Annotated in this window: 36 protein-coding genes and 1 tRNA gene; 1 reads left to right on the forward strand and 36 read right to left on the reverse strand. The window is 63.4% G+C overall.

What is annotated here, in order from left to right; all coding sequences use genetic code 11:
• Positions 1-72 precede the first annotated feature (72 nt).
• From ACHMWU_RS03825 to ACHMWU_RS03885, 13 genes are all read right to left on the reverse strand, one after another.
• Entirely contained in the window at positions 73-606 is a 534-nt protein-coding gene (locus tag ACHMWU_RS03825) for a hypothetical protein (RefSeq protein WP_396041709.1), read from the reverse strand.
• A 2-nt stretch (positions 607-608) separates the two neighbouring features.
• Positions 609-878 carry a hypothetical protein gene (locus ACHMWU_RS03830; protein WP_396041710.1) on the reverse strand — a complete coding sequence of 90 codons (270 nt, stop codon included), beginning with the start codon at positions 876-878 and terminating at the stop codon, positions 609-611.
• Positions 875-1258, reverse strand: coding sequence for a hypothetical protein (locus ACHMWU_RS03835; RefSeq protein WP_396041711.1), 384 nt, complete (start codon positions 1256-1258; stop codon positions 875-877). Before ACHMWU_RS03835 ends, ACHMWU_RS03830 begins: the two co-directional genes overlap by 4 nt.
• Positions 1259-1287: 29 nt before the next feature.
• Positions 1288-1677 carry a hypothetical protein gene (locus ACHMWU_RS03840; protein ID WP_396041712.1) on the reverse strand — a complete coding sequence of 130 codons (390 nt, stop codon included), beginning with the start codon at positions 1675-1677 and terminating at the stop codon, positions 1288-1290.
• The gene (locus tag ACHMWU_RS03845) at positions 1674-2105 is read right to left on the reverse strand and encodes a DUF6093 family protein (protein ID WP_396041713.1); all 432 of its coding nucleotides are present in this window, start codon (positions 2103-2105) and stop codon (positions 1674-1676) included. Before ACHMWU_RS03845 ends, ACHMWU_RS03840 begins: the two co-directional genes overlap by 4 nt.
• Complete coding sequence (locus ACHMWU_RS03850; protein WP_396041857.1) at positions 2102-2626, reverse strand: Gp19/Gp15/Gp42 family protein; 525 nt, start codon at positions 2624-2626, stop codon at positions 2102-2104. The genes ACHMWU_RS03845 and ACHMWU_RS03850 overlap by 4 nt, the downstream gene beginning before the upstream one ends.
• Positions 2541-2720: a hypothetical protein gene (locus tag ACHMWU_RS03855; protein WP_396041865.1), complete on the reverse strand. Its 180-nt coding sequence runs from the start codon at positions 2718-2720 to the stop codon at positions 2541-2543. The genes ACHMWU_RS03850 and ACHMWU_RS03855 overlap by 86 nt, the downstream gene beginning before the upstream one ends.
• Positions 2721-2801: 81 nt before the next feature.
• The gene (locus ACHMWU_RS03860) at positions 2802-3485 is read right to left on the reverse strand and encodes a major capsid protein (protein WP_396041714.1); all 684 of its coding nucleotides are present in this window, start codon (positions 3483-3485) and stop codon (positions 2802-2804) included.
• Complete coding sequence (locus tag ACHMWU_RS03865; RefSeq protein ID WP_396041715.1) at positions 3454-3738, reverse strand: hypothetical protein; 285 nt, start codon at positions 3736-3738, stop codon at positions 3454-3456. The genes ACHMWU_RS03860 and ACHMWU_RS03865 overlap by 32 nt, the downstream gene beginning before the upstream one ends.
• Positions 3739-3751: 13 nt before the next feature.
• The gene (locus ACHMWU_RS03870) at positions 3752-4828 is read right to left on the reverse strand and encodes a hypothetical protein (RefSeq protein WP_396041716.1); all 1077 of its coding nucleotides are present in this window, start codon (positions 4826-4828) and stop codon (positions 3752-3754) included.
• Between the two features lie 87 nt (positions 4829-4915).
• Positions 4916-5182, reverse strand: coding sequence for a hypothetical protein (locus ACHMWU_RS03875; protein ID WP_396041717.1), 267 nt, complete (start codon positions 5180-5182; stop codon positions 4916-4918).
• Between the two features lie 22 nt (positions 5183-5204).
• Positions 5205-6509, reverse strand: coding sequence for a hypothetical protein (locus ACHMWU_RS03880; RefSeq protein WP_396041718.1), 1305 nt, complete (start codon positions 6507-6509; stop codon positions 5205-5207).
• Entirely contained in the window at positions 6496-6735 is a 240-nt protein-coding gene (locus ACHMWU_RS03885; RefSeq protein ID WP_396041719.1) for a hypothetical protein, read from the reverse strand. The genes ACHMWU_RS03880 and ACHMWU_RS03885 overlap by 14 nt, the downstream gene beginning before the upstream one ends.
• Positions 6736-6929: 194 nt before the next feature.
• On the opposite strand from ACHMWU_RS03885, the gene ACHMWU_RS03890 reads away from it, so the two are divergent.
• On the forward strand, positions 6930-7373 hold the full coding sequence (locus ACHMWU_RS03890; RefSeq protein WP_396041720.1) for a hypothetical protein: 444 nt from the start codon (positions 6930-6932) through the stop codon (positions 7371-7373).
• Between the two features lie 167 nt (positions 7374-7540).
• On the opposite strand, the gene ACHMWU_RS03895 is transcribed toward ACHMWU_RS03890, so the two are convergent.
• From ACHMWU_RS03895 to ACHMWU_RS04005, 23 genes are all read right to left on the reverse strand, one after another.
• The gene (locus ACHMWU_RS03895; RefSeq protein ID WP_396041721.1) at positions 7541-7867 is read right to left on the reverse strand and encodes a hypothetical protein; all 327 of its coding nucleotides are present in this window, start codon (positions 7865-7867) and stop codon (positions 7541-7543) included.
• Positions 7868-7882: 15 nt separating this feature from the next.
• Entirely contained in the window at positions 7883-8773 is an 891-nt protein-coding gene (locus tag ACHMWU_RS03900; protein WP_396041722.1) for a hypothetical protein, read from the reverse strand.
• Positions 8774-9505: 732 nt separating this feature from the next.
• Positions 9506-10075: a hypothetical protein gene (locus ACHMWU_RS03905; protein WP_396041723.1), complete on the reverse strand. Its 570-nt coding sequence runs from the start codon at positions 10073-10075 to the stop codon at positions 9506-9508.
• A gap of 211 nt (positions 10076-10286) precedes the next feature.
• Positions 10287-10751, reverse strand: coding sequence for an HNH endonuclease (locus tag ACHMWU_RS03910; RefSeq protein WP_396041724.1), 465 nt, complete (start codon positions 10749-10751; stop codon positions 10287-10289).
• A 462-nt stretch (positions 10752-11213) separates the two neighbouring features.
• A complete protein-coding gene (locus tag ACHMWU_RS03915) occupies positions 11214-11405 on the reverse strand; it encodes a hypothetical protein (RefSeq protein ID WP_396041725.1) in 192 nt (63 codons plus the stop codon).
• Between the two features lie 11 nt (positions 11406-11416).
• A tRNA-Trp gene (locus tag ACHMWU_RS03920) sits at positions 11417-11493 on the reverse strand.
• 85 nt (positions 11494-11578) lie between these two features.
• A complete protein-coding gene (locus ACHMWU_RS03925; protein ID WP_396041726.1) occupies positions 11579-12478 on the reverse strand; it encodes a hypothetical protein in 900 nt (299 codons plus the stop codon).
• A gap of 192 nt (positions 12479-12670) precedes the next feature.
• Positions 12671-12889: a hypothetical protein gene (locus ACHMWU_RS03930; protein WP_396041727.1), complete on the reverse strand. Its 219-nt coding sequence runs from the start codon at positions 12887-12889 to the stop codon at positions 12671-12673.
• Positions 12890-13350: 461 nt separating this feature from the next.
• A complete protein-coding gene (locus ACHMWU_RS03935) occupies positions 13351-13569 on the reverse strand; it encodes a hypothetical protein (protein ID WP_396041728.1) in 219 nt (72 codons plus the stop codon).
• Between the two features lie 237 nt (positions 13570-13806).
• Positions 13807-14283, reverse strand: a complete 477-nt coding sequence (locus ACHMWU_RS03940) for a hypothetical protein (protein WP_396041729.1) — start codon at positions 14281-14283, stop codon at positions 13807-13809.
• A complete protein-coding gene (locus tag ACHMWU_RS03945; RefSeq protein WP_396041730.1) occupies positions 14280-14507 on the reverse strand; it encodes a hypothetical protein in 228 nt (75 codons plus the stop codon). Before ACHMWU_RS03945 ends, ACHMWU_RS03940 begins: the two co-directional genes overlap by 4 nt.
• Before the next feature lie 84 nt (positions 14508-14591).
• Positions 14592-15038, reverse strand: a complete 447-nt coding sequence (locus ACHMWU_RS03950) for a hypothetical protein (RefSeq protein ID WP_396041731.1) — start codon at positions 15036-15038, stop codon at positions 14592-14594.
• 22 nt (positions 15039-15060) lie between these two features.
• Complete coding sequence (locus tag ACHMWU_RS03955) at positions 15061-15273, reverse strand: hypothetical protein (protein ID WP_396041732.1); 213 nt, start codon at positions 15271-15273, stop codon at positions 15061-15063.
• Positions 15274-16116: 843 nt separating this feature from the next.
• Complete coding sequence (locus tag ACHMWU_RS03960) at positions 16117-16524, reverse strand: hypothetical protein (RefSeq protein WP_396041733.1); 408 nt, start codon at positions 16522-16524, stop codon at positions 16117-16119.
• 459 nt (positions 16525-16983) lie between these two features.
• Positions 16984-17187 carry a hypothetical protein gene (locus tag ACHMWU_RS03965; RefSeq protein ID WP_396041734.1) on the reverse strand — a complete coding sequence of 68 codons (204 nt, stop codon included), beginning with the start codon at positions 17185-17187 and terminating at the stop codon, positions 16984-16986.
• Positions 17184-17492, reverse strand: coding sequence for a hypothetical protein (locus ACHMWU_RS03970; protein ID WP_396041735.1), 309 nt, complete (start codon positions 17490-17492; stop codon positions 17184-17186). Before ACHMWU_RS03970 ends, ACHMWU_RS03965 begins: the two co-directional genes overlap by 4 nt.
• 95 nt (positions 17493-17587) lie before the next feature.
• Positions 17588-17854: a hypothetical protein gene (locus ACHMWU_RS03975; protein ID WP_396041736.1), complete on the reverse strand. Its 267-nt coding sequence runs from the start codon at positions 17852-17854 to the stop codon at positions 17588-17590.
• A gap of 853 nt (positions 17855-18707) precedes the next feature.
• Complete coding sequence (locus ACHMWU_RS03980; protein WP_396041737.1) at positions 18708-18998, reverse strand: hypothetical protein; 291 nt, start codon at positions 18996-18998, stop codon at positions 18708-18710.
• Positions 18999-19005: 7 nt separating this feature from the next.
• A complete protein-coding gene (locus tag ACHMWU_RS03985; protein ID WP_396041738.1) occupies positions 19006-19167 on the reverse strand; it encodes a hypothetical protein in 162 nt (53 codons plus the stop codon).
• 312 nt (positions 19168-19479) lie between these two features.
• Complete coding sequence (locus ACHMWU_RS03990; protein WP_396041739.1) at positions 19480-19788, reverse strand: hypothetical protein; 309 nt, start codon at positions 19786-19788, stop codon at positions 19480-19482.
• Between the two features lie 206 nt (positions 19789-19994).
• Positions 19995-20810 carry an AAA family ATPase gene (locus ACHMWU_RS03995; RefSeq protein WP_396041740.1) on the reverse strand — a complete coding sequence of 272 codons (816 nt, stop codon included), beginning with the start codon at positions 20808-20810 and terminating at the stop codon, positions 19995-19997.
• Positions 20807-20986 (reverse strand): hypothetical protein, encoded by a 180-nt coding sequence (locus ACHMWU_RS04000; RefSeq protein WP_396041741.1) that lies wholly within the window; start codon positions 20984-20986, stop codon positions 20807-20809. Before ACHMWU_RS04000 ends, ACHMWU_RS03995 begins: the two co-directional genes overlap by 4 nt.
• 167 nt (positions 20987-21153) lie before the next feature.
• On the reverse strand, positions 21154-21681 hold the full coding sequence (locus tag ACHMWU_RS04005; protein ID WP_396041742.1) for a hypothetical protein: 528 nt from the start codon (positions 21679-21681) through the stop codon (positions 21154-21156).
• Between the last annotated feature and the right edge of the window lie 12 nt (positions 21682-21693).

Below are 21693 nucleotides of genomic sequence, written 5' to 3' on the forward strand. Positions count from 1 at the left end.
TGGCTTGGTGCGGCTTGGTGGGTGGTGAAGCGGGCGGCGACCCAAGCCGATCGCCGCCCGCGCTCGTGGGCGTCAGGCAGCGACGACGGCGACGTTCCACGCGGGCGTGGAGGTGATCGACGCGGAGACAGTGAAGGAGTAGACCGCTGCGGCGTCGGTGCCGGTCTTGGTCGGGATCTTCACGCCGAGCTGGGCAGGAACGACATCGACGAAGTCGCCGGTCGCGATGACCGTCTTGGCGTCCTTGCCCTGGCGACGGACGAGGAAGCCATTGGACATGTCGTCCATGGCCTCCCACGCCTTCTTGCCCTCGGCGCCTGACGCGGCCTGGGGGGAGAAGAAGACCTGGAAGTCGGGCGCCGAGTAGTTCGTCGAGCCGTTGACCTCGAAGGTGACCGTCTCGCAGTTACGCATCGGGAGGGTCAACTTCTCGGTCGTGCCGGTGAAGCCCTCCTGATCGGACGGGATCGCGCAGGACAGGTTGAATCCGCCCGCAGCCTCGATTTCGGTGACGACGGGCTCGCTGATGTCGGCAATCGCCGGGACCCAGAGCCAGGAGTCGTTGGCCTGCGCTCGAACGAGCGGGGCGAGAGTCGGTGCAACCATGGTTAGTTCTCCTCTTCCTTGGCCGCAGGACCGGCCTTCTCGACCGGCGCTTTTGCGGCGGGCGTCTTGCTGGCCTGGCTTGTGGCCTTGTTCTTGTCAGCCGCCTCGTTGACGGTCGTCAAGTACTTCGGGGGAATCGGCTCGCCAGAGACCGTGGTAGCTGGCTTGTCGAGCTCGGTGAAGATCCCCGGTCGCGCATCGAACTGGCGGCGGGTGATCGTGTACTCCCGGCGAGGCTTGACCTCGTCAGTCACGCGGACGTAGTCGGTCATGGCGTCTCCTCGTTGATGGCGATAGGGAATGCGGTGAAGGTGTAGGTCAGGAGGCAGTAGAGAAGCCCGCCGCCGTCCGGGTCGCGGGTGACATTCGCGGTGATCTCGGCCTGGCATGGCGTCGTGTCGAATCCGTCGATCGCGACTTGCTGGTCGAGGAATGCGGCATCGGTGACGTCGGCGACCTTGGCGATCTCGGACTTTGTCTTGCCGATGCACTGGACGGCGATCCGGTACGACTTGGATCCGTGCTGGCCTGAGTTCCGGTAGGTGCCGGCAGCCCCGGATGAGACCGATGGGATCGCGTAGGGCGTGATCGGCGAGGTGGGAACCTTGCCCTGCTCGTGAATCTGGGCAGGCTTGTATGCCGCCCGGAGCATGTTGAGGGCGGCTTGATCTTCGGCGAGCACTAGAGGTTCAGCGCTCCAAGGATCGCGTCGAGGCGACGATCAACTCGCTTTTGGATCAGCGGAATCTCGTAGTCTGCGGCGCGCTGGCCGTCGAGGTGGGGCGGCTGGTTCACTGAGCCGTTCTCGAATGACATTCGACCCTGAGGTTTTGCGGGATTCGGGCCGACCTCGAAGACGATGTCCGTCGAGAGCTGCATCTCCCAGTCGATCGAGTTCGGGTAGTGCTTGCCGTGAACGCCAGACGTTGCGCGGGCATTGTGGGCCCAGGCGTTCGCGAGCGACTCGGCGCCTTCCTCGAGGCCTTCGATCATCGCCTTGGTGGAAGTGCGACCGACCTTGCCGATGTCGACAGAGAGTGCAGCGAGTTCGTGGGAATCGAAGGTGATCATGTGACGACCTCCGTGATCTGCAGGCGTCGGGCAGTGGTCTGCGAACCGGGCGCGGGACCAGAAAGGGTCAACCTGGCGCCAAGAAGCGTGGGGTCGTCGAGAGTCGAGACCTCGGTGACCAAGAAGGTGACGCCATTTGCCGAACGCGGGTCATCCCACGGATCCGCTGATGCGATCGGGATGTGCAGCTCGCGCGTTGACTCGCCGGATGTGCGACCACCCACCTCGGCGAGCGTTATGACTCGATCGCCAGCCTTGATGCGCGCCTTCGACTCGAACGCGGTCTCGTAGGTCGGGACATCGGTGTCGGTGTCGGGGTCAGGGGTCGTGCCGGTCTCGTACTGGAACTCACCCTTGAGAGACATGCGCCCCTCCGCCATTGCACGGAACTCGGCCATGTCGGCTGCGGTGATGAGGGGCTCAGTCACGCCCAGCACCGATCGGGCTGGAATCTGGGCCGTGTCGAGAATGCGGCCGACTGGATCTCGGGGAGCAGGTTGTCGATCTCGCCGTCGAGCAGGGCTAGCGGGTCGGACTCGCCGGCACCTTCACGGCGTCGCGTGACCGACGCATCATCGACGGACTTCGTGTACGACGTCTCGCCCCAGGTGGGATTCTGGATCTTGCGAATGACGGCGGAGATTTCGACATCAGCGACGTCGGCAGCGATGACCTCGCCTAGGTTGATCTGTTCGTCGAGCTCGAGGCCGGCCTTCTTGAACGCTCGGCGGATCGAGCGTTCCACCTTGTCGAGCCACGCCTGCCACTGCGCGCGCTCGGTTTCAGTGATTGAGTCGATGGGGCGGCCAAGCTGCACGGCCACGTCATCCGGGATCGCGTAAGTCATCGCCGCCCCATCTCCTCTACTTCTCGGACTTGCTGGCTGCGGCCTTCTTCGCCGGAGCCTTAGCGTCGGCGGCAAGCACGTGGTCGCCCACGGCCACCCCATCCGGCACCACGTCGCCAGCTGCGAGAACAACCGGCAAGCCGCCCTGGTCGTAGGCCGTCACGACCCCCTCAAGGTCATCGCGAATAGTTGCCATGTCAGGCCACCGTCGCCTTGAACGAGAGGTTCGCGTTGGCCAGGACCGGCAGCGAGATCGCATCCGAAATGACCTCAGCGATCATCGGGGGCTTCTCGTTGCGGTACACGCCCGCCACGACACCCGGCTGGTCGACATCAGCGATGTCCCAGTCGGCCTCAGTCGAGGTGAGCGTCTGGCCCCAGAACGTTGCACCGAGCTGAGTGCTTTCCCATGCATTCGGGTCGACCGGCTCAGGGAGTAGAAGCACCGTTGGTCGGGATCGAGCACGCCAGCAGCGGTACGCCGGGTGTACACCTCGATCGGAGGCAGCCCTTCGCCCTCGATGACGTCGTTGACCTGATCCGACGTCGCGCGACGCGAGCCGCCGCCGATCAGAGAGGTCTTGAACTCATCGCCGGTCTGGAGCAGCCGGAACACGTTGCGAGACATCACGATCGACCCGGGCGTGACGCCGTTCGTGGCCTCGTAGGTGTCACACCATGTCTGCAGGTCCGTCAGGCGCGAAACACTCGTGGCCGAAGACCACAGCGAGGACGCAGTAACGGTATGGGTGCCGGAGCGACCAAAGTCGTCAGCCCCGCCGATCTCGGCGATCGTCGCGACACCCGTCCGCAGGGTCACGGCGCGCACGCGCTCAACGCGGTCACTGACCGCCTGAGCGACCTGGCGGGCCGTGCTGAGGATCTGCGTCAGAATCACATCTTCCGACGCGCCACGAGTGCGAAGCTGGTCATACTCGCTGACCGGGATGTTCTGGCCCACGGCGGGGAGTCTCGAGAACGACCCGCTTGCCGCCCGGCTTCTTGCCGACCTCGGGCTCGGCGTCGTAGGCGCGGTACGACGCCTCCGCCACGAGACCAGCCTGACCAGCAACGAACCGGACAGAGATGTCCGGGACCTCGCGGTTGGGCAGGTAGCGCGCCAGAGATCCCTTGCGCGACTCGATGTCCGCGAGTGCTTCACGGACATACCCGGTCAGTGTTGCCGGGTCGATGATGTCAGTCCACAGTGCCATAATTCGGCCCCTCTCAGACGAAGACGATGGTCGTGGCGGCGCGCTTCGCAGCGGCTGCCGGGGCGGTGAACGAGACGGGCAGCTTGGCCACCTTGACTCGTCCGTGATCGATCAGCGGTGCGCCGAAGTCGGCGGTGCCGACGACGCGCTGATCGGTGAGGATGAAGCCGGCGAGGATCCCCGCGCCGGTCGTGGTGCCCTCGGTTGCGTCGTAGGGAACGAGGACGCCGCTCACTTTCGCGACGGGGGCGCCGGACGGGATGTAGCCGTCCGGGTAGTGGGTGTTCGCGGTGAATGTGCTGATGTCGATGATCTCGGTACGACCGTTGGCAATGCCATGTGTCGAACCGAGCCAGGACATGTCGCCGCCACCGAATGTTTCGGTCTTCATGCGAGGCATGTTTTCTCCTAGATGTTGGTTGGTCTGTGACTCGCTGCCACGTGCTGCACCTCTGGTTAGGAGGCCTTGCGTGACGCCTTGAAGAGGTCTCGCCCGTGCGAGACCCCTGAGGTGTCTGCGTTGCCACCGGATCCGCCACCTTGGGTGCGGTCCGGCTTCGGCTTGCGCGACTTCGCGTCGGGCTCGCCTTCGACTGGCGCGAGTCGCTCGGCCAGTGCCTTCATCTGCTCTGCGTCCGTCGCGGACGCGAGAAATCTTGAGATCGCCTTCGTCGGTGATCTTGTGGGTGTTCGCCAGCTTCAGGACTGCGGACTCGCGCTGCATGGCTGCGAGTTGGTCCTGAACGGTCTTGAGGACGTCATCGCCCTTTTCGGCGTCGTCGGACTTGATGCCGAGGCCTTCGAGAAGTGCTGCCTTGAGCGTGTCGAATTCGGTCTTCGTGGCCTTGGCGGCATCCTCGGCAGCCTTGGCGCGAGTGCGCTCAGCCTCGAGTGCCTTCTTGCCACCCTCGCCGAGCTTTTCGGGATCCTCGTTCTTCGGTTCATCCTTCGGGTCGTCGCCCGGCTTCGGATCTTCGGCGGGATCGGGGTCGCCGTCGGCCATCATTCGCAGCCCCGCGTACTTGCGGTTGCGGTCGATGGTCGCCTCGAGCCATGCGGCCTGCGACGGGTTGAGGATGGATCGCTTCATGGGGATTCCCTTCGGTCGGCGCTCACCCATCGCGGGATCGCTGCCAGCCCGACAACCTCGCGTCGTCGGGAAGAATGTGGTGGTTCGTCAGATGTCGAGCTTCAGGCGGAAGAACTGCGCCCCGGTGTCGTCGTCGGTAGCCACGACTGTTTGCAGGCCATGGACATACGGAGACTCGGCGTTCTCGTTGACCGGCTCGAAGCGGTCAGACTCAAGGACCAGTTCGATTCCGTCCGGATCCTGACTCGGGATCAGTCGAACAACCCGAACGTCTTCCGGCACATCTAGGAGTGCCGAGAGAAGGCGTAGCGAGACGTGGGTCTTGACGTGACGGCGCTCGGTTATTTCAGCCATGATTTCCGCCCTTGATTGGTGGTTACGTGGCGAACTTCTGGCCGTTGGTCGCGAGCATTCGGCGGTACTCGCGCTCGGCTGTCGCCATCTCGGTCTGTGTGACTGGGCGCTGACCCCTGCCGACCTTGTTCAGGCCCTGGCGGTACGGATCGGGCGTGTTGCCGAACCCGGGGGAGGTGTACGGGCTGCGACCAGACAGTGCGGTGAGGTAGTTCTGCTCCGCGTCGTACAGGCGGCGTTCCGCGGCGGTCATTGTGTTGCGGTTGCGCGGATCCCGGACGCCGGTCTCTCGCGCCTTGGTGATATCCGCGACCGCGCCCTTGCGAGCACCGCCACCGCCGAGTTGTCCGAAGCCCTCACGCTGGCCACGAAGAGCACCTGTCGGGATCTGGCCACCCGGCAAGACGTAGCCGTGGTGTTCGAGTAACTGGAGCGCTTCCTCGCGGGTCTTGGCCTGCTTGTAGATCAGCTCGGGAGTCATGCGCCGTTGACCCGGCGCCAGACGGCCCGCAGCATTGCCGCGCTTCGTCGTACCCTCCGTCGTGAAGTTGCCGTTCGCGGTCATCCCGCGACGCGAGTTCACGACCTGGCTGATATCGGCGCCATCACGAAGCGCCTGAGCATTCGCGACACCGTAGAGCCGATCCTGTTCGGCAGGCGGCAAGCCCTTGAACACCTCGTAGGGGTCCTTGACCAGACCCTCATCGAGAGCGGCCTGCGTGGATCCGGCACGATTCGCGACATGGACGCACGAGCAGCGAGGGTGGCGAAGGAATCCAGCATTCCAGCGGAACCACTTGCCAGCCAGGATCGAGCAGCGAGGGCAAGCGCCGGGACGGACCATGCGGACGTACCCGACATTTGCGCGAGTGGCGACATCGATACCGCCAGCCTGACGACCAACGTCAGCGACCTGAGTCGTCAGCATCCGGCCCAGTGCGCCAAGACCTGACTGCAACGCAAGATCCCGAGTCATGCCACCGTCGATGAGCGCCTGAGTGCCGAGCGCCGGACGAGCCAGCAGCGAGTCGAGCGGGCGACCATCGGAAGCGAATCCAGCGAACGCATCGACATCGACGAACGCAGATGGGGCTTCGTAGCCGTTCTGCTGGGCCAACGTCATCGCTGAGTAGGAAGCGCCTTCGAATGCGGCACGACGCTGAGCGGTCTCGATGACGGGTAGGAGGCTTGCCAGTGCGGGGATCCACGACGCGGCGACATTGGCGGGATCGACTCGTGACCACGCCTGCTGACCGGCCTTGACGGCGAGAGTCTGCAGGGTGAGCATCGTGCGGTAGTGGTCTTGCGCCGCCTCAGGAATCGCCATTGGCGGGGTCTAGGTTCAGGCTTTGGGCGATGAGCGCGAGATTGGGATCGGCGGCTGCCTCGGCGCGTTCCTTGCGGAGGTACTCGCGCTCCTTGGCCTTGCGAGCCTCGGACCAGTTCAATTCATCCCAGTAGCCCTCGCGAGACAGTGCGCCAGCGGCGAGGCGCTTGGACAATGCGTCCTCGCGCTGCGAGACCGTCGGAGTTGACGGGTCGAAGAAGTCCACGCCGACACGATTGCCCTCGACCCACTCGCCAGTTGCGAAACGAAGCGCGAGGCCACCGAGCCAGCCGATCGACGTGCCAAGCTTCCGTATTCTGCGCCTCGATCGATCGGACGAGTCGCGCCTCGTCGGCCTTGATGCCGCCCTCCTGCGGGGGCTGCGAGGACAGTAGTCCGAAGAATCGGGGCGGCAATCCGGTGACGTTGGCCGCCTCTGTCCGGTACGCGTTGAGCGCGGTCTCGAAGTTTTTCAGGTCCGCTGCCGTCAACTGCCCGACCTTCGCGTTCTCCTTCGACAACATGTGGATCGCGTCGAAGTACGCCTCGAACTGGGGGGATCGGCTTACCGTTCTCGTCCACAAAGTCGCCCGAAGCGACACCCGTCATAAACATGCGCGGGATGCCGTGCGCCTCTTGGGCGAACTGAAGGTTTGTCAGCGCACGAACCGCAGAATCGACAGGAGGGATCAGGTCGGTCATCTGCGATTCGCCGACCCATGCGCCAGACATGCGCCGGTTCAGGTGCATGACCACTGGGACCGCGCCGAGACCGTGCTCATCAGGCTCGTCAGCCTCAACCCATTTGCCGCCCGACATCTCCGCGAACTTGGTCTCATTTGGCTTGAGGAGCGTCACCTGTGATACCCGAGGGCCAGGGCTTTCGGACCGATAGAACCGACCAGCAGCTTTCATGGTCTCTGTGCGGACGTCGACAATGGCCGACATCTGCCGAGGGGACTCGACCCGGACCAATGGGAGTTCTTCATTCGCCTCGTTTGTCCCCACCGAGATGAACGAGCGACCGTAGATCATCCGGTCCCGGTTGAACATCGAGAAGCTGCGACATCATGTTGTTTCGCGTCCCAGATCGCCCGCAGCATCGGGTCGGCAGTTTCCTCACCAGGCAGGATGAGCGAGCGGACCTGCTGGCGGTCGTTGATCGTGTCGATGTACGACCGAATCCAGTTCGCGATGACCAGGAAGCGGCGCATCTCGGGCGGGATCGCCATGCCAAGCTGCTCGATGCGCTGTCGACCCAAGTAGTAGCGCAACAGCAACTCGTCCTGGCGCTGCGTCTTGTTCAGTTGCCAGCGCAGCTTCTTGATCAGGTCGATGTCTTCGGAGGAAAGCGCCACGGATCCTCCTGAGGACTAGCGGGGAAGTCGGAAGTAGGTCGGGCCGGTTGGTTCGCCGGTCCAACCGTCGACGCGGGCATCGCAGGCGGCCTCATGGGCGAGCACGTCGGCCATGAGAAGGTCGATCTTCTGGTGCTCGGACGGCTTGCCCAGCAGGTACTTGTCACCCGGCTTGGCGACCTTGCGAGCATTGAGCGCGTGAGTTCGCGCGACGATGTCGTCGGAGTGAGTTGTCACGCCCTCGACAAGGTCGTTCAAGTACCGATCCAGTGCCGGGTACATGCGGGTGATCGAACGCGTCGGGTATGGGATGACGATGTCGTCGGTGAAGTCGAGGATCCACTCGTCGGTCTGTGTCGACCAGATCGGATCTTGGTCTGGGTAGAACCGCTCGACCTGCAACTTGTCGAACATCTCGCGGACTGCGGTATCGACCTCGGAGCGAGGGACTTGGCCGTTCCACTCGGACGGATTCCAGAACGTCGGACGATCATCTGGGCCGTATGTGGGTGTGTAGCGGTATCCGTCGATCGTCTCGACTCGTAGCGCCGTCCAGTCACCCGACTTGGAGCCATCGAAGCCCATCGAAACGCTGGGCTTCGGAGACTTGATCATCACTTGACGGTCGAGCCAGAGCTTCTCGGTCAGGAAGGAGCCGAGGCCCTGGACGAGGCGGTTGCCGAAGAAGCGTTCGGCCTGTGTCGGGTCGGTCTCGACGAGTTCTTCCGCCTCGGGGTCAATCGCCGACGTGGTGTCGACCCAGGGGGAGTCGGCGTAGACGTGGAGGTGGATCTTCGCCCGGTCGCGCTTCTTCTTGTAGTCCAACTCGACCGGCGGCTTGCGGTAGTAGCGGAAGATGTCCTTCTGCTTGGACTCGAACGCCTGCTGGGCGGCCGAGTTCTCCATCGGATCCCATGGGTTCGTGAGCCGATGGTGCGACCCTGCATTCCAGCCACGCCGCGACGGAGCGTCTGCCACGTGTCGAGAACCTTGTTCGACTTCGTATACAGGCCGGACTCATCACCAAGGGCGCCGGTCAGCGGCTTGCCGAGCTTCGATTTGGCGGCCGCCGTCATCGGCAGGATCATCCCGCGATTGGGAAGCCGGATGAAGCCCTCGCGCACCTTCACGAAATCTTCGAGTGGCCCCGATTGGATCATCGTCTGCAGCGGCTCGTAGACGTTCTGTACCTGATCCTCAGCGAACGCCACGAGTCCGAACAGTGACTTGCGACGGGGGATACCCATCACTTCGCCAGGCTGGTACTCGTACTCCCAGCCGCAACCGCAGCCATGATCTGAGCACCGGTACGCCTCGCCGCCAGTCGCCCAGCCCGCGAAGAGTGAAGGGCCGACTGTGTCGAACAGGACCATGCCAGCGCCCCATGGCGACTTTCCGCACTTCTGGGGGCCGACTACGACTGAGCGACGGTAGACGAACGGGGCGAGTAGGCGACGCGAATCAACGATCGCCTTGACGGCAATGCGGTAGTGATTCGCGGTGCAGTAGAGCTGCCAGCCATTGAAGACCAGGGACTCACCCTCATATACGCCACCAGGCACCTTGCAGTGCCGCTCGATCCAGTCCGTCGCCAGGAAGCCGAGCGTGTGGAGCGGATCGAAGTCGAGGGCTAGAGCGTCAGGCTCCATTCGTCTTCACCATCGCCATGCGACTGCGCGACGACGATTGAGATTCGGGTCTGGCTGAACCGCCCGAGGACTTCGATGCAGCCTTCGCGGCGACCTCGTCAACGGCGATTGCCCAGCCGTTGTCCTTGAGTCCGGCTGGCGTCAAGCCGATCTGATCGCGGTACCGGTGAAGCTGACCGACCAGCGCAGCCGACGCGGCAGGATCAAACTCGATGACCGTCTTCAGTCGGCAGTACTCGCCAATGATGGGCCAGCGCCACGACTGCATCGACCACGCGCACGCCTGGGGTGTGGACCACGCTTCGTTCCACACGTCGGTCTCGCGCTCTCGGAACGACTCAGTCTCGCCGTCGTCGCGCTCCTTGACCTTGACGCGGTCCTTGCCCAGGCCGTCGAAGTACTCGTTGAATAGGACGATGGGCTGGAGCGGGAAGCCGGGGACATCGCCCTGGTAGCCCTCGGACGGCAAGGCTGTGAGGGTGTATCCGCGCCGATCACTGCGGCCAGAGGTCGGATCCGTCTGCGGTCCACTGCGGTTGCGTGCTCCACCAGAGCCCATGCTGATCACTCCTCGGTGGCATCGCGCCGCGTCTGGGAACCGCCGAGCATCGCGCTCAACAGGGTGGTTTTGGGGCCGGCTCAGAAAGTTTTGAACCCTCCGCAGGTTTTTCAGCCCTCACCCACGGTCTAGGTAGAGACCGGTCCAACCCCGCCCCCCTGGGGGTTGTCCACAGGGTGGTCCACAGGTCAGACGGTCCCTCATCGGGAGGTCAGGCGGCCCGCTTTTCGACCGGGTTCGCCTGCTTCGATGAGTTGCACGACAGGCATGCGGTCTGCGTGTTCGCGCGCGTGTGCTGACCACCATTGGCATAGGCGATCACGTGGTCGATGGTCGCGGCACCCTTGTCATAGGCGTCAGGCTGACCGCAGCGGACACCGCAGAGCTGGCATGTCCAGTCGTCCCGCTCGAAGATCTCGTAGCGGTCGAAGTCTTCGATGACCGAGCACCCATGTTTGCGTGCGCGCTGCATGGCGTCGGTGCGCCAGTCATATGGCGCGATGTCCCGCGATGCCGCGCCGTACTGGACGGCAGCCCTGCACTCGCCCGAGCATGTGGGTTGATATCGCTTGTCGCTAGTGCGGATGACGGTAGTGCCGCAGATGACGCAGGCGACCTCGACCTTGATGTGCCGACGCTCAGCCATCACGATCCGGTTGTAGTGCGTCGAGCACAAGCCTCGGGCTCTAACGAATCGGCCGCAATCATCTTGCGCGCAGATCTTGGTGCGCGAGTCTGAGCTACCCTTGGGCATGTCGTTCCCCTTCCTGGGAATGACCAGAGCCCCGGTCGTTAGCGCGACACGGGGCTCAGCATTGGATTCTGTTCAGTTAGTTAGCGCCCGCTCGTCGCTCGGTTGCAGTGCCGATGCTCGGGCGCTGTCGGCTTGGCGCAGTCGCGGTCTGGGTGCCCGAGATCCCACGGCGCTCCAGCGGGTATCAACTGGTCACAACGTCTGCACCTGACGTAACCGGCCTCGACGCTTGGTCGCCATGACTCTCGGTCGCGTTGATGTCGTGACCCGTAACCACGTTCAGTGCTCGACCCTCGCGCCTTCTCCTTCGCGCGAGCATGGTCAACGCAGCGCCCTCGCCCTGCTTCAATCAGTGTCGGACAGCCGGGCTCGAGGCAGACGCGCTTACTCACAGCCGAGGAGTTCGTTGATCTCGGCATGGGCGTCGGCATAGTCGGCTGCCAACCGGGCGCGCTGCGATCTACTCAGCCCGCCTTCGCCCAGCATCAGTGTGATGGATCGTGCGATCTCAACCATCTCAGCGAGGTCAGTGCGCACGCCATCGGCGACCCTGACGATTGCGGCCATCAGGGTCACCTCCGAGTCGTTGGCATACCCGCGAGGAGTCGAACCTCGACGCTCCGGTTTTGGAGACCGGTGCTCTGCCAGTTGAGCGTACGGGCATCCGTCATCCAGAGCGAGGCCGCGTTTCGATCGGCCCCGTCCTGGAACGACAAAGGCCACCTCATCCAGGGATGGGTGGCCGTGCTTCAATCTTCCAGCAAAAGATTCTTGATGTCAAGAATCTCGACGGGTGTCAGGCCGCCGTTGCTCGTTCGTCCCTTCTCGTCACGGCTTCGGCGACGTGGTAGGTCATGCGACTGGTGTGGATGTTGAGCCGTTTGCGGACGTGGCCCTTGGAAGCCCAGCCTTGCAGTGTGCCGACTGGGATGTCGTACCGAAGCAGCATGTAGTCCGCTGAGAGCCATGTGGCACGTGAGAGGTACTCGGTCTCCAGCGCTTTGAGGTACTGCGCGTAGGTCGAGCTTTCCCCCGCATGGCTTGCAGGTCCAACGATCGTCCTCGAGCGTCTTCGGGTTGTGGTGGTTGCCGGCCCATTCGTGGATGAGTGGCTGGTGGCAGGTGAGGCAGTCTGCTCCTCGGTCGACACGCATGCCGGCGTGTAGGACGTTCTCGACAGCCGATTGCACCCTTGCCAGGTCGGTGGCGATGGCGTCGACTCCGAGCCATTCCATTCGGTCGTAGGTGTCGACACGGCACATCCAGTCGAGCGAGTCGCGTAGGTAGCCGACTGCGCGAGGGACTGTTGCGTTGAGGTCGGATGGTTGTCCTCGTTCTTCGCGCACGAGGTCTTCCCATGACGACAGGACGAGTAGTGGGTGTGTTTCGACGTCGAGTTGGTCTTGGATGTAGGCGGGTAGTTCTGCGTCGCCGTCTTTGGCTTTGGCTTCGGCTGCTTCGTACCTGTGTTGCCATGCTTCGACGTTGGCGATTGGTCCGAGCATGTTCATGGCGTCGCCGCCTGGCATGTCTCGGTCTGAGTGTCGGTAGAGAGCTTCGGCCCATAGGTCGAGGTGTAGTGATTGGATCTCTCTGAGTCTTCGCGCGATTGACACTTTGGCGTCTTTGGTATTCCAGTCGTTCGTCATGCGTTCTCCCCGTCCCCAGAACCAACAAAGGGCCTCGCCGTCATGGCAAGACCCTCCCGATTTCCCCGCATGCGTCTCATTCGCGAACCTCCGTCGTGTTGCCGCTTGTCGATCGTGGTCGTGGCGCGCAGACTCCGCAGAGTCCACCTGGTCCGGCGATGTGGATCTGGCAGTTCGCGCAGTAGGTGATGGTCATTCGCTGTCCCCGTATTTGTCGCGCTCTGCGATCAGCAAGGCGTGGTGCAGCATCCCGAGCACCTGCCATGCGTGGTCGACGTCGCTGATGGTTTGGATCGTCGCTGATCCGTCTGACTGGATGACTTCGGCAACTGTGATGAAGTGCGTCACGATCGCGCCGCCGTCGTCGCATTTGCCTATCGCGGTCCGCAGATCCTCGTAGGCGCCGCTCATCCCCAACTCCATTCATGGTCTCGTCGGTATGGATTCGCGCTGCCGATGACGACCTGGCCGTCAATGATCGGCGGTGTCTTGAGCTGCTGGGGTATCGATCGTCCGACTGCCGCGCCTTGAACTCCGCGATCGCCGCAGCCATCTCGCGTCGACCGATCGCCTAGATCTCACGGCGTCCGTCGGATACCGGCCCGGTCAGCATATTGCGCTGCGCCTGGTGAATCTCGCGAGTGACCGCTCGTCCCGACTGTCGCGCTCTGATGCCGATCCCGATGCGGGCCTCCTTCATCGCCTCGACAAACCGGGCTAAACCTGTGGTGTCGATCTTGACCTTGATCGTTCCTGGCGTCCTAGCCATTTCTCGCTCCTTCGTTGGTCTCGGTGGTAGGTGGTCGGATCGCCTCAGCGGCCTCAAGCCAGCGATTTCGACTACATGGCGCGTGGTCGAGTCGCAACCCGGCTTACAGTTCGCCATCCGTCCCCACCTCCGCCGTCGTGGTGGCGCGGGCGGCGCGTCGGCGGAGCCAGTTGACGATCTCGGCTCCGTTGGCCTGGGCGTAGTGGCCGTAGGCCTCAGCCGCATCCCGCAGCGCCTTAGCCCCGACCTCGGCGACCGTCACACAGTCGGCCCACTCGACGGGCGTCCCGATCTCGCAGGCGTGGCAGTGAGGTGGTCCCAACGTTGGGACACAGTCGCACCGGGAAGTGGACTCGCCCGTAGACCTCGGCGTCATGCTTGGCGAGCCAGTCGGAGCCCTCGACCTCCTCCAACACCTCGTGAGCAGGTCCGGTGTAGTCCTTCCACGCAGGCTCGCGCTCCTCACCGGACTGCCAAGTCATCGGCTCGTCTTCATCCGTCGCTCCATCGAGACGGCAGAGCCGACGAGCCACGGCCTCGATCACGTCCTCCCGCGCGCTCATGCCTGCACCGCCTTGGCGTACTCATCAATGGCGGCATGGATCGCGGTCTTGTCCGGCCTGCGGGCCTGGAACTCGATCGTCTCGACGGCGAGGTCTGCATATGCGTCCAGCGCCTTGTCCAGCGCCTCGCGGTCATCGACGGGCGCGGATGGGCTGTCGTGATCGCATCCAGCAATCAGGAGGTGTGGACAGATCGTGCACCCCCTCCCCAGCGCCTGCCTGCACCTCGGTGAGTGCGGCGAGGAAGGGATTCGATGATTCGTCGTATTCGTGAATTCCGTCCGCAGCCTCGTGTCCATCGAGCCATCCGATTCGTAGGCGTCCGCCACCTTCGCCTCAGCCTCTTCGGCCCGAGCGATCGCGGCGTCACGTTCGGCCTCGGCTCGCTGGGCGCGGTCCCGCTGGGCGCTACACGCGCACGGAGTCACGGCGGCGATCGCATCCAAGTCCAGCGGTGTGGTCGGTGTCGTCATGGCGTCGTCTCCTTGGTAGTGGTGGTGCGGTACGGGTTTGCGGTCTCGGCGTCGTCGTAGGTGTAGCCAGCCCAGGCGACACCCTCGGCCGACGCGATCTCCTTCTTCTGTTGCCGGATCGCTTCGGGTAGCGACTCCGAGAATCGCCGCGACGCGTTGGCTGTCCCGATCGCTCGACCACGCTTCTCGGCCGCGTCGATGTCGGCTTGGGTCAACTCACTCATGCCTTCGCCTCCTCGATCGGTTGGTGGCTCGGCTGGTGGGGGACGGGTCGGCCATCGAGTTGGCGAGTACTTTGGCCGCCAGGGCTACGGCCCCGTCTTCCTCGCGGTGCTCAGTACGAAGGCGTGCCGGTGGGCGTGGGTTATCTCCTTACCGCCGTTGGCACGCCTTCCGCCCGACCAGAACGGGTAGCGCTGGCCGTTCCATCGCACCCAGTCCTTGGGCGTCCAGTCGACGACGCAGGCGTAGGTGTTCACAGCCCCCGTCTCAACGCGAGACGCCTCCCAGTGGCCGACCTCTTGGCCGTTGACTTCGATCGATCCGCTGATGCTCACAAGCTCCTCCGCTCTCGTGCCAGCCCCTCTGACGGGGTCTCGCGCGCGGGTTGCCGCTTCCTTCGCGGCGGTGATGGCTTGCTCGGTCGCGTGCGTCGCTCGCAGCAGTGACCCGATCAGGCCGTTGGGCATCGGCTCCGGTTCGAGGTTCGGCGTCGGCTTGACCAGCGCCCGCAACTTGTCGCCGGACTTGACCATCAGTCCCCAGCCCTCGGGTAGGTCATCGCGAACGATCGACTTGTCCGAGACGACGAGCCACCAGAAGTGCATGTGCCGGCGGGAATGTCTCGGCCTTGGTCGGGTCGCGCAGTTCGGTCAGCCAGTCCGACCGCGAGACCTTGACCTCGTGACCGTGGAAGATCGGGGCCTTGATCCACCAGCGATCGGGGTCTTGCCATGAACCATGACTCGCCGAGTGCATGTCGACTGCCATGAAGTCGCAGATTCGAGTTCGATCCCATCCCAGCCCGATCGACACATGCTCGCTCGAAGAACTTCGGCCCCGACCAGTTGCCGTTGGTGATGCGCTTGTCGTATCGGGCGTTGAGTCGATCGAGCATCGTTCGCTCCGTCTCGCGGGGTGGCTCTGGCTCGACCCTGGGTTCGATGCCGAACAGGTCGACTTGGGCGGTCATGATCCTCCGTTTCTCGCGCGGCGGTGGTTGCGGCCTGGGCTCGTGCAACCGCCTCGTCGATGGCTGCACGTTGCTCAGGGGTTGGCGGCGTCCCCAGACCGCTGCTGTTGCGTCTGACGTACTCGTGAGGCTCGAACGGCTCGATGGGGTGAGCGTGTTCGGGCCGCGTGCAGATGTCGCAGTCGTCGTCGGTGATGGTGCGGACCGTGGGGACCGCCGCTGATGCCGACCTCGTCAGCCACCATCGCCCCGGTTCGTGAATGCGCCCGGGCTTGACGGTGGTCGTGTCGGAGTAGCAAGCGACGGCGGCAACGAGAACGTCTTCGTAGACGCGATGTCGTAGCCGTTCGTCACCAAGCACTGTCATGACGAGTCCTTGACGCCATTCGGGCCGGATGATCGAGACGACAGCGGCGATGCGTTTGGCTTCGATTTCGTTCATCCGCCTGCCCCTGCCGTTTCGCTCCCAGCCGCTCTAGTAACTGGACGCTGCAGGTGCAGGTCTTGGACTCGAAACGGGGAGCGGGGAAGGGAGTAGGGGGTATGGGGTAGGGGAGTTGGGTACCGGACCCCCAATGCGACCCCTGATCCGATCCCCGATGCCATTGGCAATGGGATCCCCAATGGCATCGGGATCCCATTCACGATGCGATCCGTTCTGCACGTTCGATGACATCGGCCATCGCATCAGGCTCGATGTCAGCAAAACCGCTGAGACCAGAGTGACTTTCGCCCTCGTTGTATGCTCGCGCCAGTTCATCGAGCACCGCGTTGCGCACCTTTGGCGAGAGCACTTTGCCGTAAGCGCGTGCCACCGCCTTGCCCATATTGGCCCTCGCAAGTACGCCATCGTGACGAACAAAGGACCGGATCAGAAGCTCTGCCGTCGCCTCGTCGACTACTACAAAGCGTGCTACAACGAGTTTTTCGACAGAAGCCTCAACTTTCTTCGCAGAATTGCCCTTCGCGAGGCTCGCAAGGCGGCCCGGAATGTAGTCCAGGACGCCCGCGTATGACAGTCCTGGCTGGCTCAGGATCGTGTCGTACATGTGCTGCGCATCGGCTGCCAGACTCCGGAAATCGGGGTCGTGCCACCGCCTCACTTGGATGCGTGCGTGGTCTCTAGCCATGTGTCACGACCTCGCTTGGCATTGATCTCGTCAGCCGATCCAGGACCGCCATCGACGTGGATGTGAGTGGGCCGCGAACGCCGAGTCGGACATCCGCAACCACCTCGGCCGCGAGGAGTCGCAGTAGCTCGGCCTCGTCCGGACGCTCTTTGCAGCGGCTGTGGACTCGGGGTGTCCCGTCGAGCCGCAGCGTCAATTGGCGACCACACCACTCGCACGGAGAGTGTCCGCGCTCGCAGGCCGTGAACCATTGGTTGTAGCCGTGCGACCGACTTGGATCGCTGTAGCCACTTCGCCCACAGGTGTCGCACGCCCACTTCGGACCTGTCCAGGAGTAGCCGCGCGAACGACCGTCGTGAACCTTCGTGAATTGCTCACTCATCCCGCCACCACCTCCCTAGTCTTCGCGCTCCGATACCACTTCCGACGCTCCTCGGCCTGCAAGATCCGATCGACCTCCTCGACCGTCGATCCGGCTCTCACGGCGGCTTGCTCGTGCGTGACCCCGTAGCCAATGAGTTCTCGGTAGTCGGCGAGGATGTCGGCCCTGTCGCGCGGCCAGGTTGGGCGCTGGGTGGTCATGCGGGAGGTCCAAGGATGATGTCGGCGGTCTGCTTGCCGCGCTTCTCGACCTCAAGCCACGCGTCGCCGAGATTGCCCTCAGGGATCAGTCCGAGCCCCTCCTCGCGCCACGCTCCAACCTCTTCCAGTAGGTCGGCCACTGCGAGCGCGACAGTCGGTGACATGTTCTGGATGTGGCCCTCGATCGGCGTCCTGTATCCAGTGCCGATCCCGTGCCAGTCGCGCGACCCATGCAGGCTCTCGATGGCACCTTCAGCGCCTTCCCGCAGCACCCGTGCGGCTTCCCTCAATCGTTCTGCACTCATCCCCTCGTCCTCTCTCGTCTGCCCCGAGAAGCAACAAAGGGCGCGGCGACGAATCGCAGCGCCCTCGGGGGTTGGTGTGGTGTGGTGGTGGGTGGTTAGTCATTTGGTGACTCGAGTAGTTCGGCCTCGCGAACCATGCGATCGAGTAGGATGGCCAACTCGATCGCTAGCCAAGGAATCGGCTTCCCAGTGGCCGCGCGGATCGTGTCGTGGATGTGATCGCACCAGGCTGCATTGCCCAGTGGTCCACCGTCTTCGGATGACTCGACGGTGTGGATGCCGCGCTCAAGGATGCTCGCGAAATCCTCCTTGAGTCGTTCGCGCCATGCAAGGCGTTCAGCCTTGCGGATCTCGGCGCTCAAAACGGCGCTTCCTGATTCGTCGCAGGCTGAGTCGACCAAGGATCCGCCGACGCCTGACTCTGCTGACCCCAGCCGTTCGACTGCTGGGTCTGGGGCTGCTGCTGACCCTGCTGGAGGCGCGGCGGAACGACGGCGATCTTCGCGTACCTGATCTCGTTCGACGACCCCTTGCCGCCGTCCTTGCGGTCGTACTCGCGCGTCTCGCTGGCCGGTGACGGAGATGATGTCCTTGTCTTTCACGATCGCCGCGACGGCCTGCAGCGTGGTCCTCCCACGCTTCGGCGTTGGCCCAGATCTCGGCCTTCTTCTCCCATTCGCCGGACTGGTTCTTGATTGATCGGGAGGCGACGACCCGGACGGTGACAACAGCCTTGTTCTCTGGTCCGACGAACTTGAGGACGGGATCTCCGACTACTCGGAATTCACCCGTGATGGCGGGGAGTGTCATGCTGCTCTCGTTTCTGTGATTTCGATAGGTGTGTTGTCGACGGCTGCTAGCGCTTCCGCCTTCTTCTTGCGGTGCTTTGCGCTGGCGATGCGGCTGGCTCGCATGCACTTCTGGCAGGGTCGTTTCCCTCGCCGTCGGTGAGCCTGATAGCCGCTGACTGTGCCGTGTCTGATCGCCTTGACCTGCTTGGCGGTGTAGCACTTGCTGCACACCTTTGACGCCTTACTCTTGAGTCCGTCGCATGTCGGGCATGGGCTGGTGCGATCCTTCGGCTTCTTGACCTCGGGCTCAGAGATGGCCTCGAAATCTTCTGGTGACTCAACCTCTTCGGCTGGCACCCAGACTCGAATGAGTCCTCGCGTCACCCACTCGCCACCGGTGAGGACCGTCTCGGCTTCGGGATACCTACGTGGTGGCATCGGTCACCCCGTCCGCCATGTCAGCCGCGTACACAGCCAGTGCCATCGCCTGCCAGATGTCAGCCTTGAAGCCGTAGAAGAATCCCGGCTCGGCTTTAGTGCCCTTGCCGTGGTTCTTCTGGCCGGGTGCGAATCGGTCGACGAGGGCCTGGATGATGTTCGAGTCCTTGGCCCTCGCGCTGTGGCAATGGTGAACCTTCACCGGGTTGCGCTTGATGAGGTCGACGTCAGGACTAATCCATTCCGTCGCCTTCTCGAGGAAGCGTCCGATCCACACGCAGGTCTCAAAAGACGTCGGCACCAACGGGCATGCCATAGGAGGCGACCATCTCGATGACTACAAGGTCCGCTTCGACCTCGTGCTCGGGAACTCGCAGCATCGCAGCCAACTCGTCATTGCGCGTCTTCCCGAACGACAATGGGCGCCGATCGGAGTCGATCAGCACCCATCCGGATTCTGTTGAGCCTGGGTCTATGGCGAGGATTCTCATGGTCGTCGCCCCGTCAGGCTATGGGCCGCCGCCGCATCCCGGGCCGACTGTCTATCTGACGTTGTCGGGCCGACCCAGGGGCAAGTGCTGCACGCGGGTCGATGGTTGCGCTGTCCGGCGCCAATGAAGGACTGGACGTCAACGATGTGACTCATGCGGCACTCCTTTCTGTGAGCCATGCCGGGCAGACGTGGCGCTTGGTCTCTTCGGACCAGTCGTGCTCGTCGGCGTTGAGTCCGCAGGTGGTGTGGATGTCGTTGATCCAGGTCATGAGGTGGCCTCGGCTTCCGGCTCGCAGCATTCGAGGCACTCGGATTCCTTGCCCTCGACTCGGTGCGAGGTTTGCCAGCCCCGTTCATCAGGTGCGTCGTGGTGGTCGTGGCGATCGCGTTCAGCGACGACCGGGTAGGGCTTGATCTGCTCGATCGGGACGCCGTAATGCTCGGCTCGCTCGTAGATCCATTCGCCCGACTCATCCATGCGGGATTCGGCCCACTCCCACGCCTCTTGCCCGCCCATGCCTTGCAAGAGCGCGTCGGCGAGTAGTGCCCGCTGGCGAAGGTAGATCATCTCCATCGTCCTGGCGGTGGTGAGCCTGATGGTCAGCGCGGCCCGGTCCGGGTCGGTCTTCTTAGCTCGGGCGACCAGAGCTCGAACCAGTCGGTGCCGAAGACTGCGTGCCCAGTCGCCATCGCATACAGGTACGGCACCTCAACGGCGAGCGACGAACCTCGCCTTCATCCGGATGCGGGTAAGCTCGTGTGCGTACTTGCGCTTGGTTCTCATGACGCCTGCCCTTCGTTCGCGGGGGAGTCCCAGTGGTCATTGGCGGCAGCGTCGATCTCGGCTTGGTCGAGTGTGGGCGCGACATACTCGCGGACGCCTTCGTTGCCAGCGATGCCGAGCTCGCGGAGGAACCAGTCGAGGGAGAAGTTCGGAGGGAGTCGCAGGTTGCCACCGATCGGCACCTCGAACTTCAGCGTCCGCATCCCGGCGATATAGAACTCACGCGGCTTCGGGATCTGGATGATGCCGTCAACCTCGTAGGCGGTGTTCTTCTCGGCCCGGACCTTCCACTCCTTCTCCTTGGTGGGCTTGCCGGCCTCATCCATGACGGTGACGAGTTCGTAGCGAGCGGTCAGGATGACGGGGCCGTTGTGCGCCCGTAGCGCGTCGAAGAACACGCGCCACTTCTTCTTGGCGGCGTTCCACTGATCCATCGTGATGACAGTCTTGCCACGCCCCTTGGCGATCGCGGCTTGCTCATTACCAAGCAAGTCCCACAGTTCGGTGATCGAGTCGACAATGATCGCGTTCGGCTTCGCGCCGCGACGAGGTTCGGCGACCATCGCCTGAGCAGCAGTGAGCAACGAGTTGTACGTGCCGTCGTGCTGGACGATCTCGTAGCGGGCGCCAGGAAGCGCGCCGTACTGATCTGCGGACCCTTCGCCAACTTCGAGGTAGAAGGTCCGGTCGATCAGGTCGGAGGCCGATAGCGCAGCTGCCGAGTAGGACTTGCCGCACTTCTCACCGCCTGCGAGCAGGAGGATCGGCCAGGACGGTTTGCCTGTGGGCTTTCTGGTGACGAGCTTGCTCATGCAACTCCCTCGAATCTGTTGGTGTAGTAGGCGGGAAGGTCATCCACGAACACGTCATCGACGTATCCGCCAGACCAGTCGCCGGTTTCGGCGCAGTGCTTGAAGGTGGCGATCGCCTTCTCGACAAGGTGGTCGCCGATCTCTTGCGTGCGTGGTGCGAGTCGGACGAACGACACGAGATAGGGCGCCGTCTTCTCTTGGATCGCGAAAGATGAATTCCGGTCTTGGGTTGAGGCCGAACTCGCGGACGGCTCGGCGGTACAGCGCCTCTTGGATGTGCATCCCGTAGTCGGCGGCGCTTCGCAGCCATGTGCGCGGCTCCGATGACGCAGCGGTCTTGCCATCAACGATCCGGAACGGCTTGCCTTCGACCGGGTTGGGCAGAAGATCGAAGCGCGCCCGCAGTTTGAACACCGCTCCGCTCGTCGACCCAGAACGCAGATTGTTCGACCGCCCCGCCAGCGAGGTCGACATACTCCTTGGCGCGCGGGTTGGCCCAGAACGCCTCGACCATCGCTTGCGCCTTGGTCAATTCGGCCGCCAGGACTGGTATCGCACCCGACTCCCGGATCTCGGCTATGTGCGCCTTGGCGTAGACAGTGTCGCGGCTGTCGGAGTCGACGATCGCACCCGTCTTATCCTTCTTCTGGATGATGACGAACCGCTCGACGTCGTCGCGGAAGACGAGCTTGTGCCACAGGCTTCCGAAGTCGAACACGTCCTTGAAGACGGGATTCTTGCGAGCGTGGTCGAACTTGGCCGGCGCTTCGAGCAGCAACTTCATCCCGGACGCCGATAGTGCTTGGGACTGGTGGTACTCGGCGTTGCTGATCCCGTCGTAGATCCCCGGTGAGATATCGACATCACTCATCTCGTCCTTCTC

This window comes from Aeromicrobium sp. UC242_57 (assembly GCF_044452305.1).
Taxonomy (GTDB): domain Bacteria; phylum Actinomycetota; class Actinomycetes; order Propionibacteriales; family Nocardioidaceae; genus Aeromicrobium.